Here is a 16,773-nt window from a genome sequence, read left to right as displayed (position 1 = left end):
ACGAGCAGAACCACCGTAGGTTTTAGCCAGAACGGTAGTGATTGCAGCGGTCAGAGTAGTTTTACCATGGTCAACGTGGCCGATAGTACCGACGTTGACGTGCGGTTTTGTACGTTCAAATTTTTCTTTAGACACGGCTATATTCCTTACTATAGTGCTCTCCCCTTCAGGAGAGAGCACGGGATTTTGGTTTTAACCCTACGGCTTATTTACCACGGGCTTCAATTACGGCCTGAGCAACGTTGTTCGGCGCGTCATCATACTTCAGGAACTCCATGGAGTAAGAAGCACGACCTTTGGTCAGGGAACGCAGCTGAGTTGCATATCCGAACATTTCAGACAGCGGAACTTCAGCGTGAATCACAACGCCAGTCACGTTGGATTCTTGACCACGCAGCATACCACGACGACGGCTAAGGTCACCGATGACGTCACCAGTGTTCTCTTCCGGAGTTTCTACTTCAACCTTCATAATCGGCTCAAGCAGAACTGGTTTCGCTTTCTTAAAGCCATCTTTGAAGGCAATAGAAGCGGCCAGTTTAAACGCCAGTTCAGAGGAGTCAACGTCATGGTAAGAACCGAAGTGCAGACGCACGCCGAGATCAACTACCGGGTAACCTGCCAGCGGACCAGCTTTCAGCTGTTCCTGGATGCCTTTATCAACGGCCGGGATGTATTCGCCAGGAATTACACCACCTTTGATGTCGTTGATGAACTCGTATCCTTTCGGATTTGAGCCCGGCTCCAGCGGGTACATGTCGATCACAACGTGACCATACTGACCGCGACCACCAGACTGCTTGGCATGTTTACCTTCGATATCGGTAACTTTCGCACGAATCGCTTCGCGGTAAGCAACCTGAGGTTTACCGACGTTCGCTTCAACGTTGAATTCACGCTTCATACGGTCAACGATGATGTCGAGGTGCAGCTCACCCATACCGGCGATAATGGTCTGGTTAGATTCTTCGTCAGTCCATACGCGGAATGACGGGTCTTCTTTCGCCAGACGACCCAGAGCCAGACCCATTTTTTCCTGGTCAGCTTTGGTTTTCGGTTCAACAGCGATGGAGATTACCGGCTCAGGGAATTCCATACGCTCCAGAATGATCGGGTGATCCGGGTTACACAGGGTGTCACCAGTAGTCACGTCTTTCAGACCGATAGCAGCAGCGATGTCGCCCGCGCGAACTTCTTTGATCTCTTCACGTTTGTTAGCGTGCATCTGTACGATACGACCGAAACGCTCACGTGCAGATTTCACGGAGTTCAGGATGGTATCACCAGAGTTAACCACACCGGAGTAAACGCGGAAGAAGGTCAGGTTACCCACGAACGGGTCGGTAGCGATTTTAAATGCCAGAGCAGCAAACGGCTCTTCATCGCTAGCGTGACGCTCAGCCGGAGTATCTTTACCGTCGTCCAGAATACCGTTGATCGCAGGTACATCAACCGGGGATGGCAGGTAATCAATTACCGCATCCAGCATCGCCTGAACACCTTTGTTCTTAAATGCAGAACCACAGGTTACCAGGATGATTTCGTTGTTCAGAACACGCTGACGCAGAGCTTTTTTGATCTCTTCTTCAGTCAGTTCTTCACCACCCAGGTATTTCTCCATCAGCTCTTCTGAAGCTTCTGCAGCGGACTCGATCAGGTTCTGGTGCCATTCTTCAGCCAGATCCTGCATGTCAGCCGGGATATCTTCATAGGTGAAGGTTACGCCTGCGTCTTCTTCGTTCCAGTTGATGGCTTTCATTTTCACCAGGTCAACAACACCGGTGAAACCTTCTTCAGCACCAATTGCCAGCTGCAGCGGAACCGGGTTCGCGCCCAGACGGGTTTTGATCTGACCAACAACTTTCAGGAAGTTCGCACCCATGCGGTCCATTTTGTTAACGAACGCAATGCGCGGAACTTTATATTTGTTTGCCTGACGCCATACGGTTTCAGACTGCGGCTGAACACCACCAACTGCGCAGTAAACCATTACCGCACCATCAAGCACACGCATGGAACGTTCTACTTCGATAGTGAAGTCAACGTGCCCCGGGGTGTCGATGATGTTAACGCGATGCGGTTCATACTGCTTAGCCATACCAGACCAGAATGCAGTAGTCGCTGCGGAGGTGATAGTGATACCACGCTCCTGCTCCTGCTCCATCCAGTCCATGGTTGCTGCGCCGTCATGAACTTCACCGATTTTGTGGTTTACACCGGTGTAGAACAGAATACGTTCGGTAGTAGTGGTTTTACCGGCGTCGATGTGCGCACTGATACCGATGTTACGGTAGCGTGCGATGGGTGTTGTACGAGCCATTTGATTCCTCGTTTATTTCTTTAGGCGTTCAGTTAAGTTATCCAGCACGGGCGACTTACCTGAAGCGCCCGCCTGGTGACTATGACTCCGAAGGGATTACCAACGGTAGTGAGCGAACGCCTTGTTGGCTTCTGCCATGCGGTGAACGTCTTCACGTTTCTTAACTGCAGTACCTTTGTTGTCTGCAGCGTCAGAAAGTTCGTTCGCCAGACGCAGAGCCATGGATTTATCACCACGTTTACGAGCAGCTTCTACGATCCAACGCATTGCCAGGGCATTACGACGAACCGGACGGACTTCAACTGGAACCTGGTAAGTAGAACCACCTACGCGGCGGGACTTAACTTCGACGGTCGGACGGACGTTGTCCAGAGCGACTTCGAAAGCTTCCAGTTCATTTTTACCAGAGCGCTGAGCCAGGGTCTCCAGCGCGCTGTATACGATAGCTTCTGCAGTAGATTTTTTACCATCTACCATCAGGATGTTTACAAATTTTGCCAGCAGTTCTGATCCGAACTTAGGATCTGGAAGGATTTTACGCTGACCAATGACGCGACGACGTGGCATGGAAATACTCCGTTGTTAATTCAGGATTGTCCAAAACTCAAAGAGTTTAGTTTGACATTAATATAAAACGTTTGGCCTTACTTAACGGAGAACCATTAAGCCTTAGGACGCTTCACGCCATACTTGGAGCGAGCTTGCTTACGGTCTTTAACGCCGGAGCAGTCAAGCGCACCACGAACGGTGTGGTAACGAACACCCGGAAGGTCTTTTACACGACCGCCACGGATCAGGATCACGGAGTGTTCCTGCAGGTTGTGACCTTCACCACCGATGTAGGAGGTGACTTCGAAACCGTTAGTCAGACGAACACGGCAAACTTTACGCAGTGCGGAGTTCGGTTTTTTAGGAGTGGTGGTATATACGCGAGTACATACGCCACGTTTCTGCGGGCAGGCTTCCAGTGCAGGCACGTTGCTCTTTGCAACTTTGCGTGCGCGTGGTTTGCGTACCAGCTGGTTAATTGTTGCCATTAAATAGCTCCTGGTTTTAGCTTTTGCTTCGTAAACACGTAATAAATCGCCTCATATAATATGAGGACGCAGAATTTTAGGGCGGTGCCGAAAAGGTGTCAAGAAATATACAACGATCCCGCCATTACCAGGACAACTGTCCAGGATGTTTGACCGACATTCTGACGAAATCAGTATAGCTAACCCTGATGACACTGTCCGCAATTTGACCAGCCAGCCCGCGGGCATCGATATCGTCTTGCAGAGCATGAATGGTTATGGGGGCAGAGTGCAGGATTTCAAGGAAGGGTCCGCCGGCAATAGCCGCAATCACGCCATCAGAAAGCAGCAGGAGATCGTCGCCATCCTTTACCAGGCGCAGCATCGCGCGGAGATCGGTGTGCCACGGGGACGAGCTGAGTGTGTGGAGCATTCAGTCCTCAGAAACGTAAAATCACGTTGAAATCATCGAGTCGGGCGCGCAGCGCTTCGGGTTCAAGCCACCCGGCATCCACTACCCACGCCGTCCCGGCATTCAGGCCGCGTTCGCGGGCAGACGCTGCGCATATCCAGCACGCGTCGATATCGTACAGCGGCAAAAGTTTAAAGGTCGCGATATAATCGCGGGCAAGCACCGCCGACGGTTGTTGCCCGGGCAGCAGTTGGAAGACGCCGTCGCCGACAAAGAATACGCCGATCTCATCGGTCAGCGCGGAAGTCGCCAGCAGCGCATCCAGACCTTCCCGACCCGACGCAGAACCATGTGGGGCAGAAGAAAAAACAAAGGCAACGCGTTTCATCAGAACTGCACCATCCGATCGCAGGTTAATGAGGCTTCCGCCAGCGCACCCAAGCCGCTCAGCGTAAATCCGGGCTGCAGATTATGACCCGGCAACCCCAGCTGCTGAGCTTCTTGTTCATCGGTGACACCGCGACGCAGGGCTGCCGCCACGCAGATGTGCAGCGCGACAGCATGATCGTCATGCAGCCGCTGCCACGCGCGTACCAGGTCAAATTCATCGCTGGCGGGTGCAGTCAGCTGGTTGGCGTTGTAGACGCCTTCACGATAGAAGAAGACACAGTCCAGCTCATGACCCTCTTGCAAAATGGCCTGGGCAAACTGCCAGGCGCTGCTGGCCTGCTGCGTACCGTAGGCTGGCCCCGTCACCGTAATGGCAAAACGCATTACTTATCCAGCCCCTGGAAATCGCCGCTCTTAAACTGACGGATATAGAGATAGACCGTATGTTTGGAAATATTCAGCCGATCGGCAACCTGGTTGATGGCATCTTTGATATCAAAGATCCCTTTCTCGTAGAGATTCAGGACAATCTGGCGATTTTTAGCATTGTTGGAAACATTACGGTCGGCATTCACTTCTTCGATAGTGAACTCAAGAGTTTGAGCGACCAAATCGTCGACGGAGGAGGCAAAGTTAACCTGAGAGTTCACCTCTGGCGTTTCCGGCGGAATAAAGGTGCTCATTATCTGTGAGAACGGCACATCAAGGTTCATGTTGATGCACAGCAGACCGATGACCCGATGTTCACGGTTGCGAATCGCGATCGTGACGGACTTCATCAGGACGCCGCTCTTCGCCCGCGTAAAGTAACACTTGGATACGCTGCTATCGGCCCCCGTCATATCATGCAGCATGCGCAGCGCAAGATCGGTAATCGGCGAGCCGATTTGGCGCCCGGTATGCTCACCGTTGGCGATGCGGATGGCGGAGCATTTCAGATCCTGTAAAGAATGCAGCACGATCTCGCAATGGGAACCAATGAGCATCGCTAACCCGTCCACAACCGCTTCATAGGATTTGAGGATATCGAAGTCGGTCTGGTCGAAAGGACGTTGATCCAGCAGGTCAAGCTCACTGGTTTCGTTGGTTAAAAGCGACCTGGACATGAAAAAAAGCACTCCTTTTCAGGAGCCTGTCATTTTTTACACAAAACCGTTCAAGATGCGCTGAGGTGCACGTCCGAGACATTCGTCACCACGAATTTGACCAGCCGTAAGCTGGCGAGGTAAGAGGCAAACATGTCTCTTATCACGTCTCAGGGCTGACTCCAGTGCGTAACCGGAATAAGCGGATGCAGCCAATGCAGAGGCAGCTTGAAGGATGAGGTGTAGCTTGTCAGGGCAGGCTCATCATCATTATTAAGCTAACTAAAGTAATACAGCGCTTGAGGCACTTTCCAGTTTTAATTATATCTGCCCCAAATAAAAAAGCCGCCGCCTTTAACGGCGGCGGCTTAGACCAGATTACTTCTTCGCGTCTGCGCTTTGTGCGTCAGCTTTGGCATCAGCCGCCGCTTCAGGCTTGGCATCGGCTTTCGGTGCCGGTTTGATATCCAGCAGTTCTACGTCGAAGACCAGCGTGGAGTTAGCCGGAATACCCGGGACGCCAGTTTTGCCGTAAGCCAGATCCGGTGGGATGACCAGCTTGATTTTGCCGCCTTTCTTGATATTTTTCAGGCCTTCAGTCCAGCCTGGGATAACGCCATCCAGACGGAAGGAGAGCGGCTCACCGCGGGTGTAGGAGTTATCGAACTCTTTACCGTCAATCAGCGTACCTTTGTAGTTCACGACAACAGTATCGCTGTCTTTCGGTGCGTCGCCGGTCCCTTCTTTTTCAACTTTGTACAGCAGGCCAGATTTAGAGGTTTTTACGCCCTTCTCTTTTGCGAAGGTGTCGCGATAGGCTTTGCCTTTAGCATCGTTTTCAGTCGCGTCTTTTTCCATTTTCTGCTGAGCAGCAGTTTTTACGCGAGTCTCGAAGGTTTGCAGAGTCTGCTCGATTTCTTGATCGGACAGTTTGCTTTTATTCGCAAACGCATCCTGAACACCGGCAATCAGCTGATCTTTATCCAGCTTGATACCCAGTTTTTCTTGTTCTTTCAGGGAGTTTTCCATGTAACGTCCCAGTGAAGCACCCAGCGCATAAGCAGATTTTTGATCGTCATTTTTAAATGCCGCTTTGCTATCCGTTGCAGGTGCCGTCTTCGCGGCAGTATCAGCCGCAAAGGTCAGCGGTGCATTCAGGGCGACAGCCATCGTGGTCGCCAGCAGCGTTACTTTAAACAGTGATTTCATCCATTTCTCCAGGGCCGGGGCATCTCACCCCAGGGTTATCGTAAAAAGCAAAAAAGGTACTATAGAACGTTGCAGAGCAAATCTACATACAGACCTTCCTGAATATCGCCAGTTTTCAGACTATTTTTGTATAAATAAGTTTCCTGTCTTACGCGAGGTTGCTGCGCGAAGGGTGAAAGTTGAGTAGAATCCGCTCGCGAAATAAGACAGAAGAGGTGACTCATGCACGACAGTACACTGGAGACTCGCCTGGCGGAGCTGGAAAGCCGGCTGGCGTTTCAGGAAATCACCATTGAAGACCTCAACAAGACCGTCACCGCCCATGAGATAGAAATGGCGAAGATGCGTGAACATATGCGCTTGATGGTTGAAAAACTGAAAGCGACCCAATCATCGCATATCGCATCACAGGCAGAAGAAACGCCCCCACCACATTATTGAGGCGTAAAAAAAGCGGGTTTCCCCGCTTGACTATCTCCGGCAGCGCTATGTCTACCGGATTGAATACCCTAAGAATTTCGATTCGCAGAACGACGGCAGGCTTGAGAACTCCCGGCAGCATAGAGAACAATGTCACCGGGGTTTGAAAGCCAGGCCAACGCGCCTGCGGCCTGAAAGACGACGGGGATTAGTGGCAACCGCAGCCGCCGTTACCACAACCACCTTTGCCATGTTCATGACCGTGGTCGTGATCGTGGCCGTGGCCGCCGCAGCAACCTTCATGATCGTGGTCATGATCGTGGCCGTGGGCGCCGTGCACGTGACCGTGCTCCAGCTCTTCTGCAGTCGCTTCGCGAATCGCAACAACTTCAACGTTGAACTTCAGATTCTGGCCAGCCAGCATGTGGTTACCGTCAACCACTACGTGCTCATCGTCCACTTCGGTGATTTCAACCGGCACTGGACCCTGGTCGGTTTCCGCCAGGAAACGCATGCCAACCTGCAGTTCGTCAACGCCCATGAAGACGTCTTTAGGAACACGCTGAACCAGATTTTCGTCGTACTGGCCGTACGCATCGTTCGCGCCGACTTCTACGTCAAATTTGTCGCCCACTTCATGACCATCCAGCGCATTTTCCAGGCCGGAAATCAGGGAGCCGTGACCATGCAGGTAGTCCAGCGGCGCGCTTACCGGAGACTCATCAACCAACACACCGTCTTCTGTACGTACCTGATAGGCCAGGCTGACCACCAGGTCTTTTGCTACTTTCATGATATCTCCTGAGCATGGGAAGAATAGTGGCGCAGATTGTAGCGGAATTCTGCAGCCGTGTACCCTCTAGCTTAAAAAAAGGCGACAGATAACGCTAGTCCGGATGAAAAATGCCAATCACTTGTTCATCTTTGCGGACGTGCTCGCGCGCCTCTTTATCCGCCTCACGCATCTGGTGACCACACTTAACACACTCAACAATATCGACATTATTCTCACGCCACATTGCCAGAGAATCCTGCGCCTGGCACGCCGGACATTTTGCCCCGGCAATAAAACGTTTACGTACAGCCATCATTATTTGACCCTTATTCAAACTCATCCCAACCGTCAAGCTGCCTGCTCTCTTTCTGCATCTCGCGCTGGAAAATCTCTTCCAGCTCCCGGCGAGCCTCCCGCACGCGTGATATCTGCAGCGTATCAGTATTCACGGGCATTAACTCACGCAGCATTCGCATATCCAGACGACGGAAGTGCAGCTGCGCACGCTGCGCCTGATGTGGATGCATGCCCAGGGTAATCAATGCCTTGCGCCCCAACTCCAGCGCGCTGGAAAACGTTTCACGCGAAAACTGTTTCACGCCGACCTGCAGCAATTCATGCGCCTCAACACGCCCCCGGGCGCGCGCCAGAATATTCAGATGCGGAAAGTGTTGCTGACACATCTCCACCAGCTTCATGGTATCTTCCGGCTCGTTGCAGGTGATAACAATCGACTGCGCATCCTCCGCCCCCGCCGAGCGCAGCAGCTCCAGTTGCGTCGCATCGCCAAAATAGACTTTATAGCCATATTTACGCATCAGGTTAACCGCACTGATATCGCGCTCAAGCACGGTAATCCGCATTTTATTGGCCATCAGCAAACGACCAATAACCTGCCCGAAGCGGCCAAAGCCGACAATAATCACCTGCGGTTTATCGTCCTCAACCCACGGCGCTTCATCTTCTTCTTCCGGTTGGTTAAAGCGCCGGGAGAGAATTTGATCGATAAGCGTCATCAGCAGCGGCGTCGTCATCATCGATAGCGTGACCGTCACCAGCAGCAGCGCCATCTGATCGTTTTCGAACAGTCGCAGCGAGGCCGGCAGTGAGAACAGCACAAACGCAAACTCGCCCCCCTGGCTCAGCACTCCCGCAAACTGCATCCGCTCCGAGCTACGCAACCCGTATACCCGCGCCAGGCCGTACAGCACGAGGCTTTTCACCGCCACCAGCACGGCAACGCTTGCCGCCACCCACAGTAAGTGGGTATAGAGCACGCCCAGATTCAATGCCATGCCGACGGAAATAAAGAACAACCCGAGCAAGAGCCCTTTAAACGGCTCAATGGCGATCTCCAGCTCATGGCGATACTCGCTTTCAGCCAGCAGAACGCCGGCGATGAAGGTACCGAGCGCCATAGACAGACCGAGCGCGTCCATAAACAAGGCCGATCCCAGTACCAGCAGCAGCGTCGCGGCGGTAAATACTTCTCGGACCCCGGAGCCGGCGATAAACCGAAAAACAGGTCGCAGCAGAAAACGGCCGCCAATAAGCATCCCCGCGAAGGCCAAAACCTTCAGCCCGACGGTCACCCAGTTAAGATGGTCATCACCGGAACCGGCCAACAGCGGAACCAGAGCCAGCGCGGGGATCACCGCCAGATCCTGGAACAGCAGCACGGAAAAACCCAGCTGGCCGGACTCGCTGCGACTCATTCCTTTCTCACGCATCAGCTGCAGCGCCATTGCCGTGGACGACATCGCCAGACCAATACCGCCGACTACCGCCGCCTGCCAGGAAAACCCGGTCACTATCAGTAATCCGCCGAGGATACCCGCGCTGAGCACGACCTGCGCCGCCCCGACGCCAAAAATGGAGCTGCGCAGGCGCCAGAGCTTAGCCGGATTCAGCTCCAGTCCGATGATGAACATCAGGAACACAACGCCCAGTTCGGAGAAGTGCAAAATCTCATCGACATCGCTAATAAATCCCAGCCCCCAGGGACCAATCGCAATGCCGGCCAGCAGATAGCCTAATACCGCACCGATGCCCAGCCGGGCGGCCAACGGCACCGCCACCACGGCAGAAAACAGAAACAAGACTCCCGCTAACAGCAGATCAGCGCCCTCCATTTATGCCTCCTGCCGCGATGGGATTAGCCAGCCAGTCGCGATAAGCACGCGCGTGATTTTTCAGATCGGCAGGCGATTGTCGGCGAGCCCAGTAGACAATAATCGGACTCATCCAGTGCATCCGGCACATGCCGGCAGTCAGTTCAAATGGGCGCAGGATGTCGTTCATGGGATAGCGATTGGCATCGCGTCGGTAGGCGCTCTCGGGCTCACCGGTGGTAATCACGCTACGCCAGTACTTTCCCGCAAGCTGGTTCCCTCCGGCGCCGCTGGCAAAGCCGCGGGTCAGCACTCTGTCCAGCCACTCCTTCAGCAATGCCGGGCAGCTCCACGTATAAAGCGGGTGCTGGAAAACAATCACCTCATGCTGGCGCAACAGATCCTGCTCGTGAGCAATATCGATAAAAAAATCTGGGTAGTGTGCATAGAGATCGTGCACGGTGACATTAGGCAACTGTAAAGCCGGTTCAAGTAAAACCCGGTTGGCCACGGAATCCTGGGATTCTGGGTGGGCATACAGCAGCAAAACCTTCGCTGTCTGAGACATCATTCCCCTCCCGAACGTCTTCTGGTGGCCTGTACAACGGCTGCGTCCCGACGCAACCAGAATGACTTTGTGTATCGTCTTCGTTTTGGGCTACCATTGCGGCCCGGTGGAGCAATTTGCTACCACATTACATTATCATAATGACAAACTAACATAGTCAGAACATACGGCGCCTTATGATTGTTTTCTCCTCGTTACAAATTCGTCGCGGCGTACGGGTCCTCCTGGACAACGCCACCGCAACCATCAATCCTGGCCAGAAGGTCGGCCTGGTGGGAAAAAACGGCTGCGGCAAATCCACGCTGCTGTCGCTTTTGAAAAACGAGATTAGCGCCGACGGCGGCAGTATGACCTTTCCGGGTAACTGGCAGCTGGCGTGGGTTAATCAGGAAACCCCTGCGCTGCCGCAGCCAGCCATTGATTATGTTATTGATGGCGATCGCGAATACCGCCAGCTCGAAGCCGATTTAAACCTGGCCAACGAGCGCAATGACGGCCACGCCATCGCAACGGTGCACGGTAAACTGGATGCCATTGATGCCTGGACCATCCGTTCGCGCGCCGCCAGCCTGCTGCACGGGCTGGGGTTCAGTAATGAGCAGCTTGAAAGCCCGGTCAGCGACTTTTCCGGCGGTTGGCGTATGCGCCTGAACCTCGCGCAGGCGCTGATTTGTCGTTCCGATCTGCTGCTGCTCGATGAACCGACTAACCACCTCGATCTCGATGCGGTCATCTGGCTGGAAAAATGGCTGAAAGGCTACACCGGCACGCTGATTCTGATCTCTCACGATCGTGACTTCCTGGACCCGATCGTCGATAAAATTATTCATATCGAACAGCAAACGATGTTCGAATACACCGGCAACTACAGCTCGTTTGAAGTGCAGCGCGCAACCCGTCTGTCACAGCAGCAGTCGATGTATGAAAGCCAGCAACTGCGCGTCGCGCATCTGCAAAGTTATATCGACCGCTTTCGCGCCAAGGCCACCAAAGCCAAGCAGGCGCAAAGCCGTATTAAGATGCTGGAGCGTATGGAGCTTATCGCTCCGGCTCACGTCGATAACCCGTTCCACTTCAGTTTCCGCGCGCCGGAAAGCCTGCCAAACCCGCTGCTGAAAATGGAAAAAGTCAGCGCCGGCTACGGCGAACGGGTGATTCTGGACTCGATCAAGTTAAACCTGGTGCCCGGTTCGCGCATTGGCCTGTTAGGGCGCAACGGCGCCGGCAAGTCGACGCTGATCAAACTGCTGGCTGGCGAACTCCAGCCGCTGCATGGCGAGATTGGCCTCGCTAAAGGCATTAAGCTCGGCTACTTCGCTCAGCATCAGCTGGAGTTTCTGCGCGCTGACGAATCCCCATTACAGCATCTGGCTCGCCTGGCGCCTCAGGAGACAGAGCAGAAGCTGCGCGACTATCTCGGCGGATTTGGTTTCCAGAGCGATAAGGTCAACGAAGAGACTCAGCGTTTCTCCGGCGGTGAAAAGGCCCGTCTGGTGCTGGCGTTAATCGTCTGGCAGCGCCCTAACCTTCTGCTGCTCGATGAACCGACGAACCACCTCGATCTCGATATGCGTCAGGCCTTGACCGAAGCGCTGATTGATTTCGAAGGCGCGTTGGTTGTGGTCTCGCACGATCGCCACCTGATCCGTTCCACCACCGACGATCTCTATCTGGTGCATGACGGCAAAGTCGAGCAGTTCGATGGCGACCTGGAGGATTATCAGCAGTGGCTCAGCGACTCACAGAAACAGGAGAGCTCGTCGTCTGACGTGGCGAAAGAGAGCGGTAACAGCGCGCAGGCCCGCAAAGACCAGAAACGTCGGGAAGCGGAATTACGCACGCTCACTCAACCGCTGCGTAAAGAGATTACCCGCCTCGAAAAAGAGATGGATAAGCTCAACGCGCAGCTCGCCCAGGCGGAAGAGAAGCTCGGCGACAGCGGGCTGTATGATGCCTCCCGCAAAGCCGAGCTGACCACCTGTCTGCAGCAGCAGGCCAGTGCCAAATCCGGTCTGGAAGAGTGTGAAATGGCCTGGCTGGATGCACAAGAGCAGCTGGAACAGATGCTGCAGGAAGGTTAAGACCGGTTATGATCGGGCAGGGGGCATAAACGCAGCGGCGCCAGGTTATGGGAACACGCCGTGATATGCCCCTGCTAAAAACCGCAACACTCATCTGCGAAGAGGCATTGCCATGGTAAAAAAAACGCTCATCTCCCTCTCACTGCTTTGCGCCCTGACCCACTCTGCTTTTGCCGCCTACACCGCAAGCGAATTAAAGAACAAAGAAAACGTCATCGCTTTTTATAATAAGGCGCTGAACGATAAAGACTTTGATGCCGCAAAAATCTACCTAGGGCAGGAGTATATCCAGCATAATCCTGGCGCGAAGGATGGGCCTGAAGGCTTTCGTCAATTCATCGCCTTTCTGAAAGAGAAATTCCCCGACTCTCACAGCGAGATTAAACGGGTGATTGTCGACGGCGACTATGTCGTTCTGCACGTTGCGTCCACCGGCCGCGAGCCGGGCGTCACCCGGGCGATTATCGATATTTTCCGCCTCGATGCGCAGAACAAGATCGTTGAGCACTGGGATGTTATTCAGACGGTTCCGGAAAAAACCGCCAGCGGCAACAGCATGTTTTGAGCCAGCCCCACGGCCATTCGCTCCTGGCGGGGCCGTTTCCCCTTCCAGCCCTCCCGGGTAGCGGGTCATCCTTATCCCGCAAGAGCAGTCCTCATCCGGCTTCAATTTCGTGTAACCTATAGCGCAGGCCGCAAGACCACATATTGGATAACCTGCGCACTTCATGCGCGGTATACTGTTTTATAAGATGATTAACTGCTCTGGTGCTATGGTTGAAATCACCCCCACAGAAATGACGCCCCCCGAAGACGACTCGCGCGAGTTTCACCCTATGCGCGGCGTGGGCAATCGTCATCTGCAGACCATGCTGCCGCGCCTGATTCGCCGTAAGCTGGGATTCACGCCGCACTGGCAGCGACTTGAACTCCCGGACGGTGATTTTGTCGATCTGGCGTGGAGCGAAGACCCCGCCGGGGCGCAACATAAACCGCGACTGGTCGTGTTCCACGGGCTGGAGGGCAGCCTGCACAGCCCCTATGCTCATGGCCTTATCCATGCAGCCATGCAGCGCGGCTGGCTGGGCGTGGTGATGCATTTCCGCGGCTGTAGCGGCGAACCCAATCGCAATAACCGCATCTATCATTCGGGTGAAACCGAAGATGGCAGCTGGTTCCTGCACTGGCTACAACGCGAATGGGGTGCGGTGCCGACCGCCGCCGTCGGCTATTCGCTGGGCGGCAATATGCTGGGCTGCCTGCTGGCCGAAGAAGGCGATAATGTCCCGTTGGATGCCGCGGTTATTGTCTCAGCCCCGTTCATGCTCGAAGCCTGCAGCTATCATATGGACAAGGGCTTTTCCCGGGTCTATCAACGTTATCTGCTCAATCTGTTAAAGGCCAACGCCGCGCGTAAGCTGAAAGCCTATCCCGGCTCGCTACCGGTTGATCTGCGCCAGCTCAAAGGTATGCGCCGCATCCGCGAGTTTGACGATATGATCACTGCCCGGATTCACGGATTTGCGGATGCGCTGGACTACTATCGCCAGTGTAGCGCAATGCCGCGGCTCAGCGACATTACTAAACCGACGTTGATCATTCATGCGAAGGACGATCCTTTTATGGACCACCACTCCATTCCGCCGCAAGAGCAACTCCCGGTAAATGTCGAGTATCAGCTGACAGAAAATGGCGGACACGTCGGATTCGTCGGCGGCACGCTGCGCAAGCCGGAAATGTGGCTGGAAAAGCGTATCCCGGACTGGTTAACCCGTTGGTTGGGAGCACAAAAATGATTATTCCCTGGCACGATCTGGATCCCGAAACGCTGGATAACCTGATCGAAAGCTTTGTGTTGCGTGAAGGCACCGATTATGGTGAACATGAACGCTCGCTGGCGGATAAAGTCGCCGACGTCAAACAGCAATTGAAAAGCGGAGAAGCCGTACTGGTGTGGTCAGAACTGCACGAGACGGTCAATATCATGCCCCGCAAGCAGTTTCACGGCTAAGGCGGCGCCACACATCGTTTAATCTGGGAGTTGTTATGTCTGCCAAACATCCGGTGATTGCCGTCACGGGCTCCAGCGGCGCGGGAACCACGACCACCAGCCTCGCCTTTCGTAAAATTTTCGCACAGCTAAACCTGCGTGCCGCTGAGGTGGAAGGCGACAGCTTCCATCGCTATACCCGCCCGGAAATGGACATGGCGATCCGCAAAGCGCGCGATCAGGGGAAACACATCAGCTACTTCGGTCCGGAAGCCAACGACTTCGGTCTGTTGGAAAACACCTTCCTTGAGTACGGGCGTAACGGTAGCGGCCAGTCGCGCAAGTATTTGCATACCTATGATGAGGCGGTGCCGTGGAATCAGGTGCCGGGCACATTCACACCGTGGCAACCGCTACCGGAACCGACCGATGTCCTGTTTTATGAAGGGCTGCACGGCGGGGTTGTTACGCCGCAGTATAACGTCGCGCAGAATGTCGACCTGCTGGTCGGCGTGGTGCCTATCGTCAACCTGGAATGGATTCAGAAGCTCATCCGCGATACCAGTGAACGCGGCCACTCCCGTGAAGCGGTGATGGATTCCGTGGTCCGTTCAATGGAAGACTATATCAACTTCATCACGCCGCAGTTTTCGCGCACCCATATCAACTTCCAGCGCGTTCCCACTGTCGACACCTCCAACCCGTTTGCGGCGAAGGGCATTCCGTCATTGGATGAAAGCTTTGTGGTGATCCATTTCCGCAACCTGCAGGATATCGATTTCCCCTGGCTGCTGGCGATGCTGCAGGGGTCGTTTATCTCGCATATCAATACGCTGGTGGTGCCTGGCGGGAAAATGGGGCTGGCGATGGAGCTCATCATGACGCCGCTAGTCGAACGACTGATGGAAGGGAAGAAAATCAGTTAACCACGTTAAAAAACCCCGAGCGCCTGGCGCTAAGCGGGGTTTTCGTCCTTCACTCACGGCTCCCGGATAAGGCGTTTGCGTCGCTCTCCGGGAAGGCTGCTTAGCCTTCCACCACTTCATAGGTGTGGGTGATATTCACCGCTTTTTGCAGCATCAGCGCCACCGAGCAGTATTTCTCCGCCGACAGATCCACCGCACGGGAAACGGCCGCCTCTTTCAGCTCCTTACCGGTGACGATAAAATGCATGTTGATATGGGTAAACAGGCGCGGCGCCTCTTCCCGACGTTCAGACGTCAGCTTGACTTCACAGTTGGTCACGTTGTGACGACCTTTCTGCAAAATAGACACGACATCGATCGCGCTACATCCGCCCGCCGCCATCAGCACCATCTCCATTGGGCTTGGCGCTTTATCTCCGGAGTTGCCGTCCATCAGAATCTGGTGACCTGACGCCGACTCTCCGATGAAGGTTAACCCTTCAACCCATTTCACACGAGCTTGCATAAAATTTAACTCCGAGGTTGCAATTTTCCTGACAGATTACGCGTACATAACAATTCTCGCAACGGAAGGCGACCTGCATCATGCTGAAGCGAGACACCAGGAGACATGCGGCAAAAGCTATGCTAAAACAGTCGGGATGCTACAGTATTACATTGATGTACTGCATGTATGCAGAGGAGTTCACATTACAGGCTGAAGAAAACTCACCAGCCGTTTCCCAGGCATAGGGAAACAATACGATTGCATGCCCGGATGCCGTGTAGTGTCGGCACCCGGAGATAGCTTATAACAGAGGATAACCGCGCATGGTGCTTGGCAAACCGCAAACAGACCCTACCCTCGAATGGTTCTTGTCTCATTGCCACATTCATAAGTACCCATCTAAAAGCACGCTGATCCACCAGGGTGAAAAAGCAGAAACGTTGTACTACATCGTCAAAGGCTCTGTGGCTGTGCTCATCAAGGATGAAGAAGGTAAAGAGATGATCCTCTCTTACCTCAACCAGGGCGATTTCATCGGTGAATTAGGCTTGTTTGAAGAAGGCCAGGAGCGTAGCGCCTGGGTACGTGCGAAAACCGCATGTGAAGTGGCCGAAATCTCCTACAAAAAATTCCGTCAGCTCATTCAGGTTAACCCGGATATCCTGATGCGCCTGTCGTCGCAGATGGCTCGCCGTCTGCAGGTGACCTCAGAAAAAGTGGGTAACCTTGCCTTCCTCGACGTCACCGGGCGCATCGCTCAGACGCTGTTGAACCTGGCAAAACAGCCGGATGCGATGACCCACCCTGATGGTATGCAAATTAAAATTACCCGTCAGGAAATTGGTCAGATCGTTGGCTGTTCCCGCGAAACCGTTGGCCGTATCCTGAAGATGCTGGAAGATCAGAACCTGATCTCCGCACACGGTAAAACTATCGTCGTATACGGTACGCGTTAAGTCGATAAAACGGCGTGTTGCTTACGC

Annotated in this window: 21 protein-coding genes; 7 read left to right on the top strand and 14 right to left on the bottom strand. The window is 53.9% G+C overall.

The window, feature by feature from the left end:
- The 9 genes from AC007G_RS15550 to fkpA form a co-directional block, all read right to left on the bottom strand.
- Positions 1 to 135, bottom strand: a 135-nt coding sequence (locus AC007G_RS15550; RefSeq protein WP_009484166.1) for a GTP-binding protein, incomplete at its 3' end; no start/stop codon positions are given.
- Positions 136 to 205: 70 nt separating this feature from the next.
- A complete protein-coding gene (gene fusA, locus AC007G_RS15545) occupies positions 206 to 2,320 on the bottom strand; it encodes an elongation factor G (RefSeq protein WP_004868382.1) in 2,115 nt (704 codons plus the stop codon).
- Between the two features lie 96 nt (positions 2,321 to 2,416).
- Entirely contained in the window at positions 2,417 to 2,887 is a 471-nt protein-coding gene (gene rpsG / locus AC007G_RS15540; RefSeq protein WP_004106370.1) for a 30S ribosomal protein S7, read from the bottom strand.
- Positions 2,888 to 2,982: 95 nt separating this feature from the next.
- Positions 2,983 to 3,357 (bottom strand): 30S ribosomal protein S12, encoded by a 375-nt coding sequence (gene rpsL, locus AC007G_RS15535; protein ID WP_002920115.1) that lies wholly within the window; start codon positions 3,355 to 3,357, stop codon positions 2,983 to 2,985.
- Between the two features lie 124 nt (positions 3,358 to 3,481).
- Positions 3,482 to 3,769: a sulfurtransferase complex subunit TusB gene (tusB, locus tag AC007G_RS15530; protein ID WP_032690480.1), complete on the bottom strand. Its 288-nt coding sequence runs from the start codon at positions 3,767 to 3,769 to the stop codon at positions 3,482 to 3,484.
- 7 nt (positions 3,770 to 3,776) lie between these two features.
- Positions 3,777 to 4,136 carry a sulfurtransferase complex subunit TusC gene (gene tusC, locus AC007G_RS15525; protein ID WP_032690479.1) on the bottom strand — a complete coding sequence of 120 codons (360 nt, stop codon included), beginning with the start codon at positions 4,134 to 4,136 and terminating at the stop codon, positions 3,777 to 3,779.
- Positions 4,136 to 4,522 (bottom strand): sulfurtransferase complex subunit TusD, encoded by a 387-nt coding sequence (gene tusD, locus AC007G_RS15520; RefSeq protein WP_032690478.1) that lies wholly within the window; start codon positions 4,520 to 4,522, stop codon positions 4,136 to 4,138. Before tusD ends, tusC begins: the two co-directional genes overlap by 1 nt.
- Complete coding sequence (locus AC007G_RS15515) at positions 4,522 to 5,244, bottom strand: helix-turn-helix transcriptional regulator (protein ID WP_004868391.1); 723 nt, start codon at positions 5,242 to 5,244, stop codon at positions 4,522 to 4,524. Before AC007G_RS15515 ends, tusD begins: the two co-directional genes overlap by 1 nt.
- A 357-nt stretch (positions 5,245 to 5,601) precedes the next feature.
- Positions 5,602 to 6,432: an FKBP-type peptidyl-prolyl cis-trans isomerase gene (fkpA, locus tag AC007G_RS15510; RefSeq protein WP_015585625.1), complete on the bottom strand. Its 831-nt coding sequence runs from the start codon at positions 6,430 to 6,432 to the stop codon at positions 5,602 to 5,604.
- 222 nt (positions 6,433 to 6,654) lie between these two features.
- Here fkpA and AC007G_RS15505 point away from each other — a divergent pair, with 222 nt between their 5' ends.
- The gene (locus tag AC007G_RS15505; protein ID WP_004868395.1) at positions 6,655 to 6,873 is read left to right on the top strand and encodes a protein SlyX; all 219 of its coding nucleotides are present in this window, start codon (positions 6,655 to 6,657) and stop codon (positions 6,871 to 6,873) included.
- A 187-nt stretch (positions 6,874 to 7,060) separates the two neighbouring features.
- Here AC007G_RS15505 and slyD read toward each other — a convergent pair whose 3' ends face one another.
- The 4 genes from slyD to kefG form a co-directional block, all read right to left on the bottom strand.
- Entirely contained in the window at positions 7,061 to 7,645 is a 585-nt protein-coding gene (gene slyD, locus AC007G_RS15500; protein WP_004868397.1) for a peptidylprolyl isomerase, read from the bottom strand.
- A gap of 94 nt (positions 7,646 to 7,739) precedes the next feature.
- A complete protein-coding gene (locus AC007G_RS15495; RefSeq protein ID WP_013364433.1) occupies positions 7,740 to 7,940 on the bottom strand; it encodes a YheV family putative zinc ribbon protein in 201 nt (66 codons plus the stop codon).
- A 13-nt stretch (positions 7,941 to 7,953) separates the two neighbouring features.
- Positions 7,954 to 9,759, bottom strand: a complete 1,806-nt coding sequence (gene kefB, locus AC007G_RS15490) for a glutathione-regulated potassium-efflux system protein KefB (RefSeq protein ID WP_142631029.1) — start codon at positions 9,757 to 9,759, stop codon at positions 7,954 to 7,956.
- Entirely contained in the window at positions 9,746 to 10,309 is a 564-nt protein-coding gene (gene kefG / locus AC007G_RS15485; RefSeq protein WP_032690475.1) for a glutathione-regulated potassium-efflux system ancillary protein KefG, read from the bottom strand. Before kefG ends, kefB begins: the two co-directional genes overlap by 14 nt.
- Positions 10,310 to 10,482: 173 nt before the next feature.
- On the opposite strand from kefG, the gene AC007G_RS15480 reads away from it, so the two are divergent.
- From AC007G_RS15480 to AC007G_RS15460, 5 genes are all read left to right on the top strand, one after another.
- On the top strand, positions 10,483 to 12,387 hold the full coding sequence (locus AC007G_RS15480) for an ABC transporter ATP-binding protein (protein ID WP_032696887.1): 1,905 nt from the start codon (positions 10,483 to 10,485) through the stop codon (positions 12,385 to 12,387).
- Between the two features lie 112 nt (positions 12,388 to 12,499).
- Complete coding sequence (locus AC007G_RS15475; protein WP_049267916.1) at positions 12,500 to 12,952, top strand: nuclear transport factor 2 family protein; 453 nt, start codon at positions 12,500 to 12,502, stop codon at positions 12,950 to 12,952.
- A gap of 232 nt (positions 12,953 to 13,184) precedes the next feature.
- Complete coding sequence (locus tag AC007G_RS15470; RefSeq protein ID WP_181890754.1) at positions 13,185 to 14,183, top strand: hydrolase; 999 nt, start codon at positions 13,185 to 13,187, stop codon at positions 14,181 to 14,183.
- A complete protein-coding gene (locus tag AC007G_RS15465) occupies positions 14,180 to 14,398 on the top strand; it encodes a YheU family protein (protein WP_004868412.1) in 219 nt (72 codons plus the stop codon). The genes AC007G_RS15470 and AC007G_RS15465 overlap by 4 nt, the downstream gene beginning before the upstream one ends.
- A gap of 35 nt (positions 14,399 to 14,433) precedes the next feature.
- A complete protein-coding gene (locus AC007G_RS15460) occupies positions 14,434 to 15,303 on the top strand; it encodes a phosphoribulokinase (protein WP_032690472.1) in 870 nt (289 codons plus the stop codon).
- A 100-nt stretch (positions 15,304 to 15,403) separates the two neighbouring features.
- Here AC007G_RS15460 and AC007G_RS15455 read toward each other — a convergent pair whose 3' ends face one another.
- On the bottom strand, positions 15,404 to 15,808 hold the full coding sequence (locus tag AC007G_RS15455; protein WP_032690471.1) for an OsmC family protein: 405 nt from the start codon (positions 15,806 to 15,808) through the stop codon (positions 15,404 to 15,406).
- 305 nt (positions 15,809 to 16,113) lie between these two features.
- On the opposite strand from AC007G_RS15455, the gene crp reads away from it, so the two are divergent.
- Positions 16,114 to 16,746, top strand: a complete 633-nt coding sequence (crp, locus tag AC007G_RS15450) for a cAMP-activated global transcriptional regulator CRP (protein WP_000242758.1) — start codon at positions 16,114 to 16,116, stop codon at positions 16,744 to 16,746.
- Positions 16,747 to 16,773 lie beyond the last annotated feature (27 nt).

This window comes from Klebsiella sp. CSG-1 (assembly GCF_056521145.1).
The sequence above is the reverse complement of the archived record's forward strand: the minus strand, read 5'-3'. Positions and strand labels throughout refer to the sequence as shown.